Below are 18,724 nucleotides of genomic sequence, written 5' to 3'. Positions count from 1 at the left end.
CTACACCCCACACTCTTAGTTTTTGTAATTGCGATGGTTAAGAATTACCTAGAAAAGCTTCTAAATCCGCCAGTTCTTGCAAAATTAAATCTTCATTAACTTCTACAACATCAACAGTTGTCTCCACATTAGTATTTACTTGCCAACTAAAAACTTGCTCAATTAGATAATCAGTTAATTGTCTCATATTAGGAAAGTCAAATATTAAAGTAGCGGGTAAGCTTATTTCTAGTCCTTTTTCTAAACGATTTTTGAGTTCAATAGAAAGCAAAGAGTCAATACCCATTTCTATAAATCCTTGTTCCGAATCAGGTATCTGTTTAATTCCTAGAATTATCCCTATTTGCTTTCCAACATATTCTAATAATTTTTCTCGACGTTCTCCTGGTGGTATATCTTCTAAAAAATAGCGTTTAGAGTTTAATTGTTGAATATATTTTGCTGAAACTTGCGATTTCCCTAACTTTTCTAGTAGTGGTTTCTTACCTTGAAATTGATAAATATTTTTGAACTGTGTCCAATCCACATCAGCTAATAAAATCTGCGTTTCGCCAGATCCTATAATATCATCCATCGCTTCAAAAGCTTTATCTAGATTAATTTTCTTCAAACCAATCTGTTTAAGCCAATCTTCATACTCTTGGGAAACTATGCCATTTCCAGCCAACAATGCCCAATTTAAACTAGTAGCTGGTAATGCTTGCAGACGACGTAAATGAGCTAACGCATCCATCAGATGATTAACAGCATCGTATAAACCTTGTTCTTTCGCTCCCCAAATTGCACCTGCGGAAGAGAACAATACAAAGTAGTCTAATTTAGTTTCTAAAGATAACTGATGTAAATTCCAAGAACCGCGAACTTTAGCTTGAAAAACTTCTTCGAGATCATCTAATGTAGATTCGCTTAATCTTGCTTTGCGTCCTGATATTCCGGCGAGATGAAAAACACCCCGTAGCGGATAAGATGTTTTTTGGATGTTAGCAAAAATGCGGGACATTTGCTCAAAATTTCCTACATCTGCTTGACAAATTTCTACAGATGCTCCCTTTTGTTCTAAAATTTTCAGATTTTGGATAATTTCTGCAAATTCTGTGTTTGACTCCCATTCTGTTTTTGAGGGAAACTGACGGCGTGTTGTCAAAATCAAATGTTTCGCACCCAAATCAACTAGATGGTGAGCAAGTTGTAACCCTAAATGACCAATACCTCCTGTAATCAAATAGGTCGCCTGAGCTTGGATAGTGACTGGTTTGGTCGGTAGAGATTCTACTGAGACTAGACGCGCTACATAAGTCTGATCGTTGCGGAAGAGTAGGTGGTCTTCTGTAACTGAGTTTGTCAGTCCTGAAAATAAAAGGTTGGTATTTTGAGTAATATCTGCATGGGGGTCGAGATCAATCATTCCTCCCCATAATTCTGGTTCTTCCAGAGCCATAACGCGCCCCAACGCCCAAAGAGGAGATTGAGTCACGAAAGATGGTTGCTCTAGTCCAAAGGGTTGACCACCTTGGGTGACAAGGAATAATTTAGGAGGTGATGGTATGTTTTTAATCGCTTGGAGCAAATTCAAAAAATAGCTACAGCGATTAAATAAAGTTGATTCATATTGATGGTTGTGATCAGCATCCAAAAGATAAATAATTCCACGCACAGATGAAGAAGTAGCTAGCCATGTTTTTAGTTCAGAACTATTTTCGGGATTAGCGATCGCACAACAGCCATGATGTTTGTTGAGTTGCTTTTGAATTGCTAGAGCTAGATTGTCGGCTTTATCGGTAAAAATTAACCAATCTCCCGAAATATCACTGTTTTTTTCGGTATTTTGGGCAACAATAATACTTTGCTGGAATAAAGCACTACCAATTTTTTGGTCAGGAGAAACAAATTCAACTTCAGCAAAACCAGATTCTAACAGGATAGATTGCCAAGTCGATGCTGTAATAATGGGATGATCTGGGCGGAGATGGCGATCGCTAAATCGCCACCAACCTTGAGCTACACCAAATATTAAATCAATCCATCGGGACTGATTTGTCAGTTCTAGAAGTAACAAATGTCCACCAGGACGCAGTAAATTGCGAATGTGGGGTAAGGTTTCTGCTTGTAAATCCCGCGTCGAATGTAATACATTTGCCGCAATAATTAAATCATAAGTGCTGGGTGAAAAATCTTGCAATGCTGGGTCTTTTTCTATGTCCAGAACTTTGTATTCTATGAAGGGGAATTGAGCAAAAGTATCTTTAGCAGTCTCTAGAAAGAATGGCGAAACATCAGTAAATGTATAGGTAATTTGGTGAGAAGTACAAACTTTGAGAATTTCATGGGTAGTTCCTCCAGTTCCTGCGCCAATTTCGAGAATGCGAAGTGGTTCTAATGACGAATAGTTGGATAATAAAAGTTCAACTGTTTGAGAAATAGTCAGGTTGAGAATTTTTGCCCAAGATGTTTTTTTATAAAACTCGGCTGCACCAATTTGTCCATCTTGTGGAAACAAGATAGATAAAGGAGCAATTTTACCTGTAAGTATTGCTGCTAAGTTAGTAGCAACTCGCCTAAAGAATGTTAGTTCTATAAGTGCATTTGGATACTGAGAAATCAAACTATCTATAATGACATCAGGCTGAGATTGTCGCACTTCACTGATAATTTTCCAGTCAGCACCGTGCTTTTCTAAAATTCCTGTTTTTGCTAATATTTTTAAGCAATGATCCCATAGCAATCTATACTCTTCTTTCATACCAGCTTCACGAAAACTGGTTTCAGGAGAAAGAATAGTATTGAGTTGAAATAATTGCAAATCTTTTAAAGCTTTGACAATAAAGTCTGCACTCAGTTCTTCCATCTCCGCAAACGCTAGAGAAACTCCTGTAAATTGTGCAGATTTTATTTGTTCTCCCAAATAAGCATCTAAATCAGTTGTAATTTTTTCTAAATTATGTATTTTTTTTGAAGATAAAGCATAAGGTAGCCATTCTAATTTGTAGAGTAAATTCTTAAGATTAAAATTATTCGTGCTTTGATGATGTAGATTAATTAATTGTTGAATAATTGCTGATACAGTTTGTTTTTCGGCTTGCGAATAATTCCCTGTTTCTAGTAGAGTCTGCATCAAATTGTTTGTATCTTTTTGAGATAGCATCTTGACAATATGCGATTCTTTTGATGCAGTTGATAATTGAGTTTTTAAGGGAATCCAATGTCGGCGTTGCTGAAAAGGATAAGTTGGTAAAGCGCATCTTCTGGGTTGATAATCTTGCTCAACGCCAAACCAATCTATATTTACACCGCGTACATAAAGCTTACCCAGACTTTCTAGTAAAACTTCCCAGTCAGAAAATCCTGAGCGCAAACTCGGTAAGCTTAAAGAGTTAGATAAAGCTATTGATGATTGGACAATTCCTAGTAGAACAGGTTGGGAACCGATTTCAATAAAAGTATCACATCCTAGAGATTGTAAAGACAGAACTCCTTGGTTAAATTGCACAGTGTGCAACAAATGTTGAATCCAATATTCAGGAGTCACAATGCTGTCATCAGCAATTTCTCCTGTTAAGTTGGAGATAATAGGAATTAGAGGTTTGGTAAACTTAATTTCCCGCAGAGTATTTTTAAATTCTTCGCAGACAGGTTCTATGAGTGGTGAGTGAAACGCATGAGAAACTTTGAGTTGACGAACTTTAATTCCGATGTTGGTAAAATGTTCGCACAGTTGTTTAATTAATTCTTTTTCGCCAGAAATGACTGTATGCTGATCTGTATTGATCGCTGCGATCGCAACTTTAATCCCCTGATTCTCACACACTTGGCGCACAGATTTTTCATCAACAAAAATCGCCGCCATCGCTCCTTGCTCTGCGGGTAATTCACCAATTAAATTTGCTCGCCGTATAATTAGTTTTAAGCCACTTTCAATATCAAAAATTCCTGCAAAACAAGCAGCAGCATATTCTCCCAAACTGTGTCCTAAAACAGCAGTCGGTTGAATACCCCAAGAATGCCACAATTGAGCTAGTGCGACTTCAACAATAAATAATGCTGGTTGGGTATAAGATGTATGAGTTAAAGCTGCATCAGAATTAGCAAATATAACTTCCAGTAAAGATTGACCAGTTAATTCTTGATATATTGTTTCACATTGGTCTAAAGTTCGCCGGAAAGTTGGTTGGGTTTGATAAAGTTGATGAGCCATTCCCGCATATTGAGAACCCTGTCCTGTGAACAAAAAGGCAATTTTAGGAGGCTGCTTTTCATCAATTTGAGCGTGAATGATTGACTCTTGATCTGACTGTCCAAACTGACGCAATTTAGTGATCAAATCACCAGTTTGAGAACCAGTCACCGCTAAACGATTTTGGAAGTGAACTCGGCTAGTATTGGCTGTGAAGACAACATCGCAGATATCGCTTTCGGGATGATTTTCGAGAAATTCTGCATAGCTGTTCGCCAAGTCTACCAAAGCCTGTTCTGTTCTGGCAGACAGTGTGAGTAAATGGTGGGGACGCTGGCTGTCATGCTGCTGAGGAATGATGCTGGGAGCTTCTTCTAGCACAACATGGACATTGACGCCACCAATTCCTAAAGAGTTAACCCCGGCGCGTCGAGGTAGTTCTTTACCATCTCGTTGTTTTGCAGTCCAGGGTATCGCTTGGGTATTGACGTAAAAGGGAGTTTTGGAGAAATCAATTTGGGGATTGGGTGTTTGGAAGTGGAGAGTCGGGGGAATAATTTGATGTTTAAGAGCCAACGCAGTTTTAATCAGACCGACAATTCCGGAAGCGATTTGCATATGTCCGATATTTGTCTTCACAGACCCCAAAGCACACTCTCCCTGATCAGCAGCACTATATGCTCTGGCTAAAGCATCGACTTCGATGGGATCTCCGAGTTTTGTACCCGTACCATGAGCTTCTACAAAACCAATAGTATCAGCTTCGACTCCTGCAAAAGCTAGGGCTTCGGCTGCTACTGAAGTCTGACCTTCTCCTCCCGGTGCTGTAAATCCCAGTTTTGTCCCGCCATCGTTATTGATCGCCGAACCCTTGATGACAGCATAGATATGATCGTTATCTGCTAGAGCATCTTCTAATCGCTTCAGCAAGACAACCCCAACCCCACTACCAAAAATAGTCCCTTCAGCTTGAGCATCAAAGGCGCGACAATGACCGTCAGGAGAAACAATCAACCCTTCTTGATATAAATAACCTATCTTTTGGGGAGAGTTAATGGAAGCAGCTCCAGCCAGAGCCATGTCACTTTCTCCACTCAACAGACTCTGACAAGCCATATGCACAACCACTAATCCGGTAGAACAGGCTGTTTGGATATTAACACTAGGGCCACGCAGATTCAGTTTATAGGAAATGCGCGTTGTCAAATAGTCTTTATCGTTAGCCACCATCGTTTGAAACCCTCCCAGCGAATCTAATGTGAAGGGTTGCAACTCATCATTAGCATCTAATTGACCGCGATGGGGATAACAGTTATTAATCAAATAAGTGTTCATACTAGCCCCAGCAAACATCGCGATCGCTCCCTGGTAGGAGTGAGGATTATAGCCGGCGTTTTCTAAACACTCCCAGCTAGATTGCAGTAGTAAACGCTGCTGGGGATCGAGTAATTCTGCTTCCCGATCTGTGTAGCCAAAAAATTCGCTATCAAAACATTCAACGTTGTCAATAATTGGTCTAGCTTTGACATAGTTAGGCTGATTGAACAGTTCAGGTTCAACCCCCGATTCGAGTAATTCTGCTTCCGAAAAGAAAGATATGGTTTCGATACCATTTTTGAGATTTTCCCAAAAGGTTTCTAGATTGTTAGCACCAGGAAATCTCCCAGCCATGCCAATAATGGCAATGTCATGAGTTTCATGACTACGACGCGAACGATTTTCGGCACGCTCGCGGCTCTTTTGTGATATGTTTGTGGTAGAATCTGATTCTTCAGTTAAGAAACGAGCTAGTGTGGCAACTGTAGAATTTTTAAACATTTCAGCCACAGGTATCTGGCGATGAAAAAGTTTTTCTAGTTCGTTTTGTAGACGAATTAGATGGAGAGAATGACCTCCCAACTCAAAGAAGTTATCATGTAAACCAACTGATGTCAGTTGCAAAACTTCACACCAAACTGTTGCGATTTGACGTTCAGTTTCAGATTGAGGTAAAGTTTGATTTTTGCTGCGATCGCTCGCTAAACATTCATTGATTTTTTGGATGCGATCGCTAAATAATCCCTGGGTAAAATCTTTTTTTAATTTAGCTTTTTGTACCTTACCAATAGATGTTTTTGGAACTATATCAACTTCTAAGGGGATCACATGAGTAGCCGCAATTCCCACCTTTTGTGTCAAATGGCTGCGAATTTTTTTGACTAATTTCACCCACTGCTCAAAATTATTTGATTCGGGACTAAAGGTAATAATTAATAAATCTGTTTCTCTATTTTGATCAAAAACTGCAAAAGCAGCTGTGTAGGAAATAGCTACACCATCTAATTCTTCTATCGCTGTTTCAATTTCATGGGCAAAGTAATTAATACCGTTAATAATAATTTCTTGTTTTTCTCTGCCAGTAATAAATAATTCCCCATTGTATAGATAACCCAAATCTCCTGTAGTAAACCAACCTCCATTTTGAAAAACTTCTTGATTGAGTTCTGGGTTATTGTAATATCCTTCGGTTACAGAAGGGCCTTTGATCTGAAGTCTGCCAATTTCGTTTTCTGGTAAAATATTATTCTGCTGGTCAACAATCCTAATAGTCGCTCCCAAAATAGGTCGTCCCAGAGAGACAAAACTATTTTCTTGTGTTAATTCATCTTTGCTTAAACCTGCTGACCAAGTGATTCCAGAACAAGATTCAGTCATTCCGAAGGCTGGTTTAATTACTCTATCTCGTAATTGATGTTTTTCCAGAAGTTCTAAGAATGAGCAAATCGTTTTGACTGAAACTTGTTCTCCTGCATTCACTAAAAATTTCATTGAGGAGAGGTTATAGCAAGAATCGTTAAGTTCTTCGCTGTGTTGATTAATTAAGGAGAATGCAAAGTTGGGCGCCCAAGAAATAGTAGCTTGATGCTTTTGAATCAAATCTAACCATTTGAGTGGTTGACGCAAAATCAATTCAATTGGTACATGGATTTGATCACAAGCCAAATCCATAGCCATAATTCCTAAAAATACTATCGCGCCCACATGGTCTAAGGGCATCCAATTTAGTGTAACTTCTTGCTGAGTAAAATTATTCATCCGCACCGTACCGGCGGACATGGATAAGAGGTTGCAATGAGTCAACATCACACCTTTGGGAAGACCTGTACTACCAGATGTGAAGAGTAACAACGCCGGATCTTGTGGTGCAAGATCAACAATTACATCTGACTGTTGATTTGATAAAAATTGATTAGTTCGTAGATTATTGACTGACACTACTCGCAATCCCTCTAGATCAGGTTGAGTAGCTAATTTTTCTATATCGCTAATTAACTCGCAATCCGATAAAATAATAGGCTTATCTAAAATCTGCCAGACATTGTAAAGTTTTTTGACTGCGGCGTTTTCTAGATCATAATTAGGCGCTACGCTCAGAGGTGCAGGAATGATTCCACCTAAAAAACAAGCCCAGAGTGCGGGAATAAAATCTTGATTTCTGCCAATTTGCAATATGACTTTATCTCCTAGCTTGAGTCCGCACTGATAAAGTCCATTTAAAATAATTAGAGCATCTTTATATAAATCTTTATAATTTTGAAAATATTCTGTTTCATCATTTTGGATGTATGTAATTCCTTTGCTTTCATGTTTGGCAGCATCAGCTAGTACATTTGGAAGAGTTTGCAAATTCTCTTCTAATTGTCCACCAAAATATATAGAACTTTTGAGAATTTCTTCTTGAAAATGCTCACCACAAGATTCTTTATGAAAATAAGTTTCGGCTAGTTTTCTGTTCTGAGGTATATCCATATATCTTAATTTTTGACAATTGATTCAAGCTTTATTGACTAAATAATCAATTTTATTTCTACCTGAATATTTTCATAATGTCTTTTTAACTGTTTACGGAAAAAGCTTGCCCGACTACTCATTCGTCTGTCATCTAACATCAAGTCTATAGTATTGCCTACTGAATAAACTGCTCTTTGTAGAAAAGAATATAAATTTTACTATTAATTTTTTATATATATTTATACATAACTTAACGCTATTACTTAATTCTATGGGTAGTCTTGAACTTTATAATGTTTTAACATAACTACACTATTAGAGTAAAGATGAAATAGCAAATAGATTATTTTATCTTAACTGTCTTAACTGTCTTAACTGTCTTAACTAAAGCTAACTATTCTCTTAACTGTCTTAACTGTCTTAACTGTCCTTAAATAATTGCTCACAATTATCATAGTTGAAATCGCTATTATGCTAGAATTAGCGTGGTTTGAAGAATATTTATACTCAAACTAAAAGAACAATAGCTAGTAATTCGATTAGCATGAGTAAGGAGGCTAATTACTAAAGTATTTATGAAAAATAAAATATTGCATGAGTAAAAGTGGCGATCGCATTCCTATTAAAAAATTTTACAAATAAATTAAATGTATGAAATTCTATTTATATAAGCATTCTGGCTGTTACTTTCATCAGATCGTGAAAAATAGATGCAATTTGTTGTTAATGACTTATTGTGTCCCAAATGCTTATGGTGTAAATTGAATCTCTATGGTTCCGGTAGTTACTACTGTTCTAACCCAACAAATAATTGACTATTTAATTTAGCTCAATAATATATTGAACTATACACGCCAACTTATGTATTATTGATAGCTTTATTATGCAACACCATTTATGGAGAAATTTATGGAAGTGAGGAAAGCAAATCTTGTTGCCATAGATTATCAAATTAGACAAATTCGAGAAATCCAGGCAGTCACACCTTTATTTAATATTAACAATGTAACTCAGAAGCAAACAAAAAATAAAGATAAAATAATTACTGCTATACCTGCCAAGTCACGTAATCGAATATACAAGTTAACTACTAATTCTTCTGTTAATAAACTGGCTTTATATCTATCAGCTATTAAAATTTTAATATTTAAATATACGACTCAAGAAGAATTTGTTATAGCCACGGGAGCTTTGAACCTAGACAAATCTGATAGCCTGATATTCTCCCAATTTCACCACCAAAAAATTATTACATTTAAAGATTTACTCCAAATAACCCGTAATCATCTGCAAGAAGGGTATCGTTATCAAAACTATGATGTAGACACTCTGATAGAAACGTTTTTGGCTAGAGGTGGAAATCCAGCAGCAATTTTGGATATTGCTCTCATACAACAGGGATTGTGTAGTCGTAGTTCTTTGTTAAACAATTTTCAATTAGTTTTTGAAATTGATGCTCAAGATACTTCTGTGGCTGTAACTTTCTCTAAGGATGCCTTTCATACAGATTTTATCCACAGAATGACGGGGCATTTTCAGCAAATCCTGGAAATTATTACAGCAAATCCTGATTGCGAATTGTCAGCAATTGACATCCTCACCACCGCAGAACGTGACCAGTTACTGACACAATGGAATAATACAGCCATTCCATATCCCCAAGACAAATGTATCCATCAGTTATTTGAAGAGCAAGTAGAGCAAAGCCCAGATGCAGTAGCAGTAGTATTTGCAGACCAAAAATTAACCTATAAACAGTTGAATGAGCGAGCTAATCAGTTAGCTCATTATTTACAAAAACTAGGGGTGAAACCAGAGGTACTAGTAGGTATTTGCATAGAGCGTTCTCTAGAAATGGTCGTAGGACTATTGGGAATTCTCAAAGCAGGGGGAGCTTATGTGCCATTAGACCCTAGTTATCCAACAGAACGCTTAAGTTATCTGCTTGAAGATACAGGGGTGAAAGTGTTGCTCACCCAGCGATCGCTCACACAATTGTTACCAGAGCATCAGGCAATCGTGGTGTCTTTGGATACAGATTGGCAAGTTATTGCTCAAGAAAATCAGAACAATTTCAACAGTGGAGTCAAAGGGGAGAATCTAGCTTATGTAATTTATACTTCGGGTTCTACAGGTAAGCCGAAGGGAGCAATGAATACCCATAAAGGTATTAGTAATCGCTTGCTGTGGATGCAGGATACTTATCAGTTAACACCAAGCAATACCTACGGTGGGCAAAGCCAACGCATTCTCCAAAAAACTCCCTTCAGTTTTGATGTCTCAGTGTGGGAATTCTTTTGGCCGTTATTAGCAGGCGCAACTATGGTAGTGGCGAAACCTGAAGGACATAAAGATAGTGCTTACTTAATCAAATTGATACAACAGCAGCAAATTACTACTATCCATTTTGTGCCTTCAATGCTGCGAGTGTTTCTGCAAGAATCAGAGTTAACAGATTGCAGTTGCTTAAAGCAAGTCATTTGTAGTGGAGAAGCACTACCCTATGAACTGACACAACGTTTCTTTGAGCGTTTCAACTGCGAACTACACAATCTCTACGGCCCAACAGAAGCAGCAATTGATGTTACATATTGGCGTTGTTTACCACAGATTCAACAGCAGATAATTCCCATTGGTCGTCCCATTGCCAACACCCAGATTTACATCCTCGATCAATATCTGCAACCAGTTCCTGTTGGTATAGCGGGAGAATTGCATATTGGAGGTGTGCAGTTAGCTCGTGGCTACCTCAATCAATCAGAATTAACTGCCCAAAAATTCATCTCTAATCCCTTTGGTCAGGGTAGATTATATAAAACTGGAGATTTAGCTCGCTATCTAAGTGATGGCAATATTGAATATCTTGGTCGCATCGACAACCAAGTGAAGATTCGTGGCTTCCGCATCGAATTAGGAGAAATTGAAACTGTACTCAGCCAGCACCCAGCAGTAGAACAGGCTGTAGTCCTAGCTCACGAGGCAGAAACTGGAAATAAAAGTCTGATTGCTTACATCGTCCAGAATTCTCAATCCAGCACTTCTGTTGAGCATAACCAAGAAGTAGAGTTATTCGACGAACAAGTATGGCAATGGCAGATGCTCTACAACCAGACTTACAGTCAAGTTAATGTAGAGCCAGACCCGGTATTTAATATAGTTGGTTGGAACAGCAGCTACACAGACCAGCCCATTCCAGCAACACAAATGCGTGATTGGCTCAACGACAAAGTGGAGACAATTCTGGCCCAGCAACCAAAGCGAGTCCTCGAAATTGGTTGCGGCACAGGACTAATATTATTTCAAGTTGCTCCCCACTGTTGCCATTATTGGGGTACAGACATCTCACCTGTAGCACTAAACTACATTCAGCAGCAATTGAGCCAACTAGGATCAAACCTAGATCATGTGAATCTACTACAACTTGCAGCAGATAATTTTGAGGGTTTAGAGGCACAAGGATTTGACACTATCATCCTCAACTCGGTTGTGCAGTACTTTCCTCATATTGATTATTTGTTGCGGGTCTTAGAAAGTGCAGTGAATGCGGTTGCCCCTGGAGGCTGTATTTTCCTGGGAGATGTGCGAAATCTGCAATTACTGGAAGCTTTCCACGCCTCTGTAGATCTGCATAAAGCTCCGCCTGATCTATCTGTAGCCCAGTGGCAACAGCGTGTGCAGAGGCAAATTGCCCAAGAGAATGAACTGCTCATTGACCCAGCCTTCTTTACGGCTATTCAGCAGCGTTTTCCCCAAATTACTCATGTGCAGATTCAGCTACAGCAAGGTCAGCACCACAATGAACTGACTCAATTTCGCTACAACGTCCTACTGTATGTGGGAACTGCGATGGATGTCCCCCAGAATATTCAGTGGATAGATTGGCACAACCAACAACTCACATTGTCTGCGGTGCGACATTTGCTAGTAGATACACAACCTGAAGTACTGGGGTTTACACGCATATCTAATGCACGATTAGTTACAGCCTTAAAGAGCGCAGAATTCCTGAAAAATCCCCAGGAATACCAGACAGCCAGCCAATTACGTGCAGTCATAAATGCGATCGCTCCAGAAACCGGAGTAGAACCCCATGAATTTTATGCTCTAGCTGAGGCTTTATCTTATTCTGTAGTTGTTACTTGGTCAGATAGCAGTGTTTTAGACTACTATGATGTTATTTTTGTGCAACGCCAAACTCAGGGGCAAGTCCCTCTAAGAGTATTTGCTCCCAGCAAGAAGCAAGCCAAGCGTGAGGCGCGATTTTATGCCAACCAACCTTTACAGCCAAAGCTGAACCGTCAACTCATACCCCAACTGCGTAGTTATCTAGAAACGCATCTACCAGAGTACATGATGCCAAATGCTTTTGTCATGTTGGATACCATCCCACTGACGGCCAATGGCAAAATCGACCGTCGTGCTTTACCGTCTCCCGAACAAATCCGTCTGGAGTTAGCAGATACCTTTGTCGCGCCATGTACTCCTATTGAGGAAATGTTAGCTCTGATCTGGGCTGAAGTTCTGGGGATTGAACAGGTGGGTATCCACGACAACTTCTTTGAACTAGGGGGAGACTCAATTCGGGGTATCCAGGCGATCGCCAAAGCTAGGCAAATTGGTTTCGATTTTTCCCTACTACAGCTATTACAACATCAAACAATTCAAGAGTTGGCTAGTTTAGTCAGCAGTGAACTTAGTTCTTTAACCACACAGAAGACAGAAGCATTCAGCCTGATCTCTGAAGAGCAGCGTCTAAATCTACCACAGGGTGTGGAGGATGCTTATCCACTCGCGGCACTACAAGCAGGGATGATCTTCCACAGTGAGTATAGTACTAACGTTCCGATCTACCACGATGTCTTTACTTATCACATTCGAGCCACTCTCAACCTCCAAGCTTTACACAGTGCCATTAAACAAGTAGTTAATCGTCATGCAGTGCTACGTACTAGCTTTGCTCTGACTAATTACCAACAGCCACTACAACTAGTTCATCAGCAAGTGGATGTTCCCTTAAACTTAGATGATCTAAGTCATTTATCGACTACTGAACAAGAAGTAGCTCTGGATACTTGGATTGAACAAGAGAAAACACGGCATTTTGATTGGAATGTTCCGCCGTTACTGCGCTTTCATGTGCATCGCCGCACTTCTGAAACCTTTAATTTGACCTTGAGCTTTCATCACTCTATTCTTGACGGCTGGAGTGTAGCCTCATTGCTAACTGAATTATTGCAACAATATCTGTATCTTCTCGGTAAAAAAGTTCTGCCTCTGTTAGCACCACCCACCATTACCTTTCGAGATTTTGTAGCATTAGAGCAAATAACTCTGAAATCTCAAGAGTACCGAGGGTATTGGCAACAGAAACTCAGCGATATTACTATTACTAAACTGCCACGGTGGTCGGAATCGAACCATGCTAATAAAAATTGGGAGTTGTCAGTTTCCATATCTTCTGGGGTTTCTCAAGGTTTAAAACAGCTCAGTAAAGCGACGGGAGTACCCCTCAAAAGTGTTTTGTTAGCCGCTCATTTTAGGGTATTGAGTTTATTAACTAACCAGACAGATATTCTCACAGGTTTGATATCTAATGGCAGATTAGAGGATACTGACGGAGAAAAAGTATTAGGATTATTTCTCAATACTTTACCATTGCGTTTACAACTCCTTGGGGGCAGTTGGATAGACCTAGTGCGTCAGACCTTCGATACTGAACGGGAATGCTTGCATTTACGAAGATATCCCCTAGCTGAATTGCAACGGACTTTTGGTGGACAGCCGTTGTTTGAAACTGCGTTTAACTTTGTTCATTTCCACGTTTACCAAAGCATCATAAACGTTAAAGATTTAGAAATATTAGGTGGAAAGTTTTTTAATCAAACCAACTTCACTTTACTAGCAAATTTTAGTCTCCATCCCATTTCTTCGCAAGTAGAGTTAACTCTGAAATACGATGCCAACCAATTAGGTGAAGAACAGATCAAAATGATTGGTGGATATTATCGGGAAGCTCTGACAGCAATGGCCAGTCAATCGTCAGAACTATATGAACAGCATTGTCTGCTTACAGATGCACAACAGCATCAGTTGTTGGTGAAATGGAATCACACCAAAGCTGATTATGTTCAAAACAAATGCCTTCATCAGTTATTTACACAGCAAGTAGAGCGTAGTCCTGATACAGTAGCGGTAATATTTGGAAATCAACAATTAACCTACCGCCAGTTAAATGAGCAAGCTAATCAATTAGCTCATTATTTGCAAACCAAAGGTGTAAAACCAGAAGTACTAGTAGGTATTTGCGTAGAGCGTTCCCTAGAAATGGTGATAGGACTGTTGGGAATTCTCAAAGCAGGTGGAGCATATGTACCATTAGACCCAGCCTACCCAACTGAGCGTCTAGAAATGATTTTGGCTGACTCCCAGGTATCAGTGCTGCTCATACAGCAGAAGTTGTTGGCAATATTACCTAAAACTACAGCTAATGTAGTGACATTAGATACAGATAAAACTGCCATTTCCTTGGAGAGTCAGAAAAGTCCCATAAGTCAGGTTAATCCTCGCAACTCTGCTTACGTAATTTATACTTCTGGCTCAACAGGTAAACCCAAAGGCGTAATCATTGAACATCAAAGTAGTGTAGCTCTGCTGTATTGGGCTAAAGAAATATTTACTAGTGAGGAACTAGCTGGTATTTTAGCTACAACTTCGATTTGTTTTGATTTGTCAATCTTTGAGCTTTTTGTACCTTTGGCTTGGGGAGGTAAGGTAATTATTGCAGAGAATGCCTTAGATTTACCTAGTATAAAGGCTGCTCAAAAGGTGACATTAATTAATACTGTTCCAACTGCGATCGCGCAATTGCTGAAAATTCAAGCTATACCGAGTAGTGTGCGGACAATTAACCTCGCAGGTGAACCTTTATCAAATCAACTAGCACAACAGCTTTACCAACAAGAAAATATTGAACGCGTTTACAATCTTTATGGGCCATCGGAAGACACAACCTACTCTACATTTAGTTTAGTGACAAAGGGGTCAACTCAGTCACCAAGTATTGGGCGACCGATTTCTAATACCCAAATCTATATTCTCAACCAATATCTCCAGCCTGTCCCCATTGGTACTATCGGGGAATTATACATTGGTGGCGAGGGTCTAGCCCGTGGCTACCTCAACCAACCCGAATTAACAGCCCAGAGATTTATTTCTCATCCCTTTGGGGATGGCAAATTGTATAAAACAGGTGATTTAGCTAGGTATTTACCTGATGGCAATATTGAATTTCTCGGTCGGAGCGATAATCAAGTTAAACTGCGTGGTTTCCGCATTGAGTTAGGAGAAATTGCAGCAGTTCTAGAGACATATCCTCAAATCAAACAAGCAGTAGTGATTCTGCGGGAAGATATCCCTAGTAATAAAAAGTTGGTAGCTTATTTAGTCACACAAAATCAATCAACAAATATTAGTGATCTGCGCCGTTTCTTACAGCAGAAATTACCAGATTATATGATTCCTTCAGCCTTTGTGTGCTTAGAAGCTCTACCATTAACTCCTAATGGTAAAGTAGACCGTAAAATTTTACCTGTACCAGAAGCACAACCGACACGAGAACAAGAATTTGTCCATCCCCAGACAGCTATTGAACAGATTTTAGCGACTATTTGGCAAGATGTTTTGGGACTCAAGCAAGTAAGTCGCTACGATAAATTCTTTGAAATTGGTGGTGACTCCATCCTCAGTATTCAAGTAGTCGGTCGCGCTCGTCAAGCAGGAATCAAAATCACTCCCAGACAGATATTTCAATATCCTACCCTTGCTGAATTAGCTGCTGTAGCTGATATTGCTAAATCGATATTGGCTCAACAGGGTTTAGTTACGGGAATTGTACCTCTGACTCCGATTCAACATTGGTTTTTTGAGCAGAATCAGTCTCAGCCTCACCATTTTAACCAATCGGTACTACTGCAAGTTTCCTCGCATCTGAAATCGGAGTTATTGTCCCAAGCTATTGGTAAATTACTAGAACATCATGATGCTTTGCGTCTGCGGTTTAACTTTGAGGATGGTAAATGGCAACAAATAAACTCTGGAGTTTCTGATATATTACCTTTGCAAGTGATCGACTTATGCCAAACTCCTGAATCACAACTGGCACAAAGTTTAGAGCAAATAGCAAATACCCAACAGACTAGCCTAAATTTGTCGGCGGGCCCGTTGATCACAGTGGTATTGTTTAAATTAGGTAATAACTACGTTAGCCGATTACTGATTATCATTCATCACCTAGCCGTTGATGGAGTCTCCTGGCGGATTTTATTAGAAGATTTGTTCACAGCTTACCAGCAGCTAGAACAACAAGAAACTATACAATTGCCACCTAAGACCTTGGCTTTTAAAGATTGGGCTATTCTTTTGCAAGAATATGGACAAGCTGAGGTAATGCGATCGCAATTAGATTATTGGTTAAAGCAGCCTTGGTCTGAAGTAAATTCTTTGCCAGTAGATGATCCGATAGGAAAACACAATAACTCAGTAGCTAGTGCTGTTAATGTATCTGTTTCTCTCAGTAAAGAACAAACTCGCGCTCTCTTACAAAAAGTTCCCTCTGCCTACAATACCCAAATCAACGATGTGCTACTGACAGCATTAGTGCAAACTTTGACACAATGGACAGAAAAATCTACAGTCTGCATTGACCTAGAAGGACATGGCCGAGAAGATTTATTTGCAGATGTGGACATATCTAGAACAGTAGGCTGGTTTACTAGCATATTTCCAGTAATATTGCAACTACAAAATCAAAATCATCCGGGAGAGGCTCTCAAATCAATTAAAGAACAGTTGCGAGCCATTCCTCAACGAGGTATCGGTTATGGAATTTTACGTTATCTGAGTCAGGATCAAAAAATTTGTTCTCAAATAGCCGCACTACCTTTAAGAGAAGTTAGTTTTAACTACTTGGGTCAATTCGACCAGGGAGAGTTACTTGGAGTTGATTGGAAATTGGCTGCTGAGTCTAAAGGATCTAATCAAAGTCTGGAGGGACATCGTACTCATTTATTAGATATTACTGCCAGAGTATTAGAAGGGCAGTTACAAGTTAACTGGAGCTACAGTCGTCACGTCCATCAGCATTCTACAGTGGAATCACTAGCTCAGAAATATCTCCAAGCTTTGCTAAAACTGATTGACCATTGTCTGTCTCCTGAGATTGGGGGATACACTCCCTCAGATTTTCCAGTGGCGGACTTAAATCAACAAGAACTAGACGAAATTCTGGCGGAAATTGACTAAGGGAGGATAAAAACACGTGATAGCCGAAAAATCTCAAAAAAGTAAAAATGTAGAGTCAATTTATCCTCTCTCCCCCATGCAACAGGGGATGCTCTTTCATAGCATATATACTCCAGACTCAGGAGTTTATTGCACCCAGACGCTGATCACCATCTCCTCCCCAATTAACATTGTTGCTTTTCAGCGAGCTTGGGAAAAAGTTGTAGAGCGGTACTCAGTGTTGCGGACGCTTTTCCTCTGGGAAAAGCGTCAACAGCCTCTACAAGTAGTGCGAAAGCAGGTGGATTTACCCTGGAACTATCAAGATTGGTGCAACTTCTCCCCTACAGAGCAACAAGAGCGTTTAGATTCATTGTTGCAAACTGAACGCCAAACCGGGTTTCAACTTAACCAAGCACCTTTGATGCGCTGCCATTTAATTCGGCTATCTGACCAAATCTATAAATTTCTCTGGAATCGGCACCATATTATATTAGATGGTTGGAGCTTACCCATCATTTACCAAGAAGTTTTAACTTTCTATACCTCTGAAAATCAAGGTCAAAGCTGCTATCTTCCTCCTCCTCGTCCCTACCAAGACTATATTGTTTGGTTAAAACAGCAAGACTTGTCTGTTGCTGAAAATTTTTGGCGGCGAACCCTTGAGAGCTTTACTGCTCCTACTTCACTGATGGTAGACAGACCCCAGGTAAATGGTTCTAGGGTACAACCAACTTATCAAGAACAGGAAATTCATTTATCCCGTGCAACCACTCAAGGATTGCAATCCTTGGGGTTGCAGTATGGTCTGACTTTATCAACTTTGATCCAAGCAGCTTGGGCTATCCTACTCAGTCGCTACAGTGGAGAGTCTGAAGTTTTATTTGGTGTTACACTTTCCGGTCGTCCTGCTAATTTGCCGATGGTAGAAAATATGGTGGGATTGTTTATTAACACTTTACCACTGCGAGTATCCATCCCCAAATCAGAATTAATTATACCTTGGCTACAAAAATTGCAGCAAAAGCAAGCGGAACTTCAGGAGTACGCTTATAGCACTCTGGCGGAAGTACAAAGGATGAGTGATGTGCCACCAGGAGTCCCCTTATTTGAAAGTTTGGTGGTGTTTGAGAACTATCCTATGGATAGCTTGTCAGAAGAGCCAAGTCAATTATTGTCAGTCAGGGAGGTGGAGAATTTTGAAGAGACAAACTATCCTTTGACTGTGGCAGCAATACCCAAAAAAGAGTTGCTTATAAAATTTGGTTACGATACTAATCGTTTTACAAGCGACACAATTGTGCGGATGGCTGGTCATTTGCAGACCTTGTTAACAACCATTGTCGCTAATCCTCAGCAGCAGGTGGCTGAACTACCGCTATTGACACAAGTAGAACGACATCAGTTATTGTTAGAGTGGAACGATATTCAGGCTGACTATCCTTTAGATAAATGTCTGCATCAGCTATTTGAAGACCAAGTAGAGCGTAGCCCCAATGCAGT

At 39.6% G+C, this 18,724-nt stretch carries 3 protein-coding genes; 2 read left to right on the top strand and 1 reads right to left on the bottom strand.

Features of this window, described 5'->3' with window-relative positions; all coding sequences use genetic code 11:
- Window positions 1-37: 37 nt before the first annotated feature.
- Window positions 38-7,960 (bottom strand): SDR family NAD(P)-dependent oxidoreductase, encoded by a 7,923-nt coding sequence (locus AC5JMK_RS18480; protein WP_495910755.1) that lies wholly within the window; start codon window positions 7,958-7,960, stop codon window positions 38-40.
- A gap of 891 nt (window positions 7,961-8,851) precedes the next feature.
- Between AC5JMK_RS18480 and AC5JMK_RS18475 the strand changes: the two genes are divergently transcribed.
- Window positions 8,852-17,242, top strand: a complete 8,391-nt coding sequence (locus AC5JMK_RS18475; protein WP_495910754.1) for an amino acid adenylation domain-containing protein — start codon at window positions 8,852-8,854, stop codon at window positions 17,240-17,242.
- A 16-nt stretch (window positions 17,243-17,258) separates the two neighbouring features.
- The coding region (locus AC5JMK_RS18470; RefSeq protein WP_495910753.1) for a condensation domain-containing protein at window positions 17,259-18,724 on the top strand (1,466 nt) is incomplete at its 3' end.

The organism is Pelatocladus sp., assembly GCF_059505505.1.
Note: the sequence above shows the minus strand (reverse complement) of the source record. Positions and strands in the feature narration are given on the sequence as shown.

What these genes read in the sequence shown, in the direction of transcription:
- AC5JMK_RS18475 (WP_495910754.1), top strand. Translation starts at nt 8,852, where the DNA reads ATGGAAGTGAGGAAAGCAAATCTTGTTGCCATAGATTATCAAATTAGA.
- AC5JMK_RS18480 (WP_495910755.1), bottom strand. Translation starts at nt 7,960, where the DNA reads ATGGATATACCTCAGAACAGAAAACTAGCCGAAACTTATTTTCATAAA.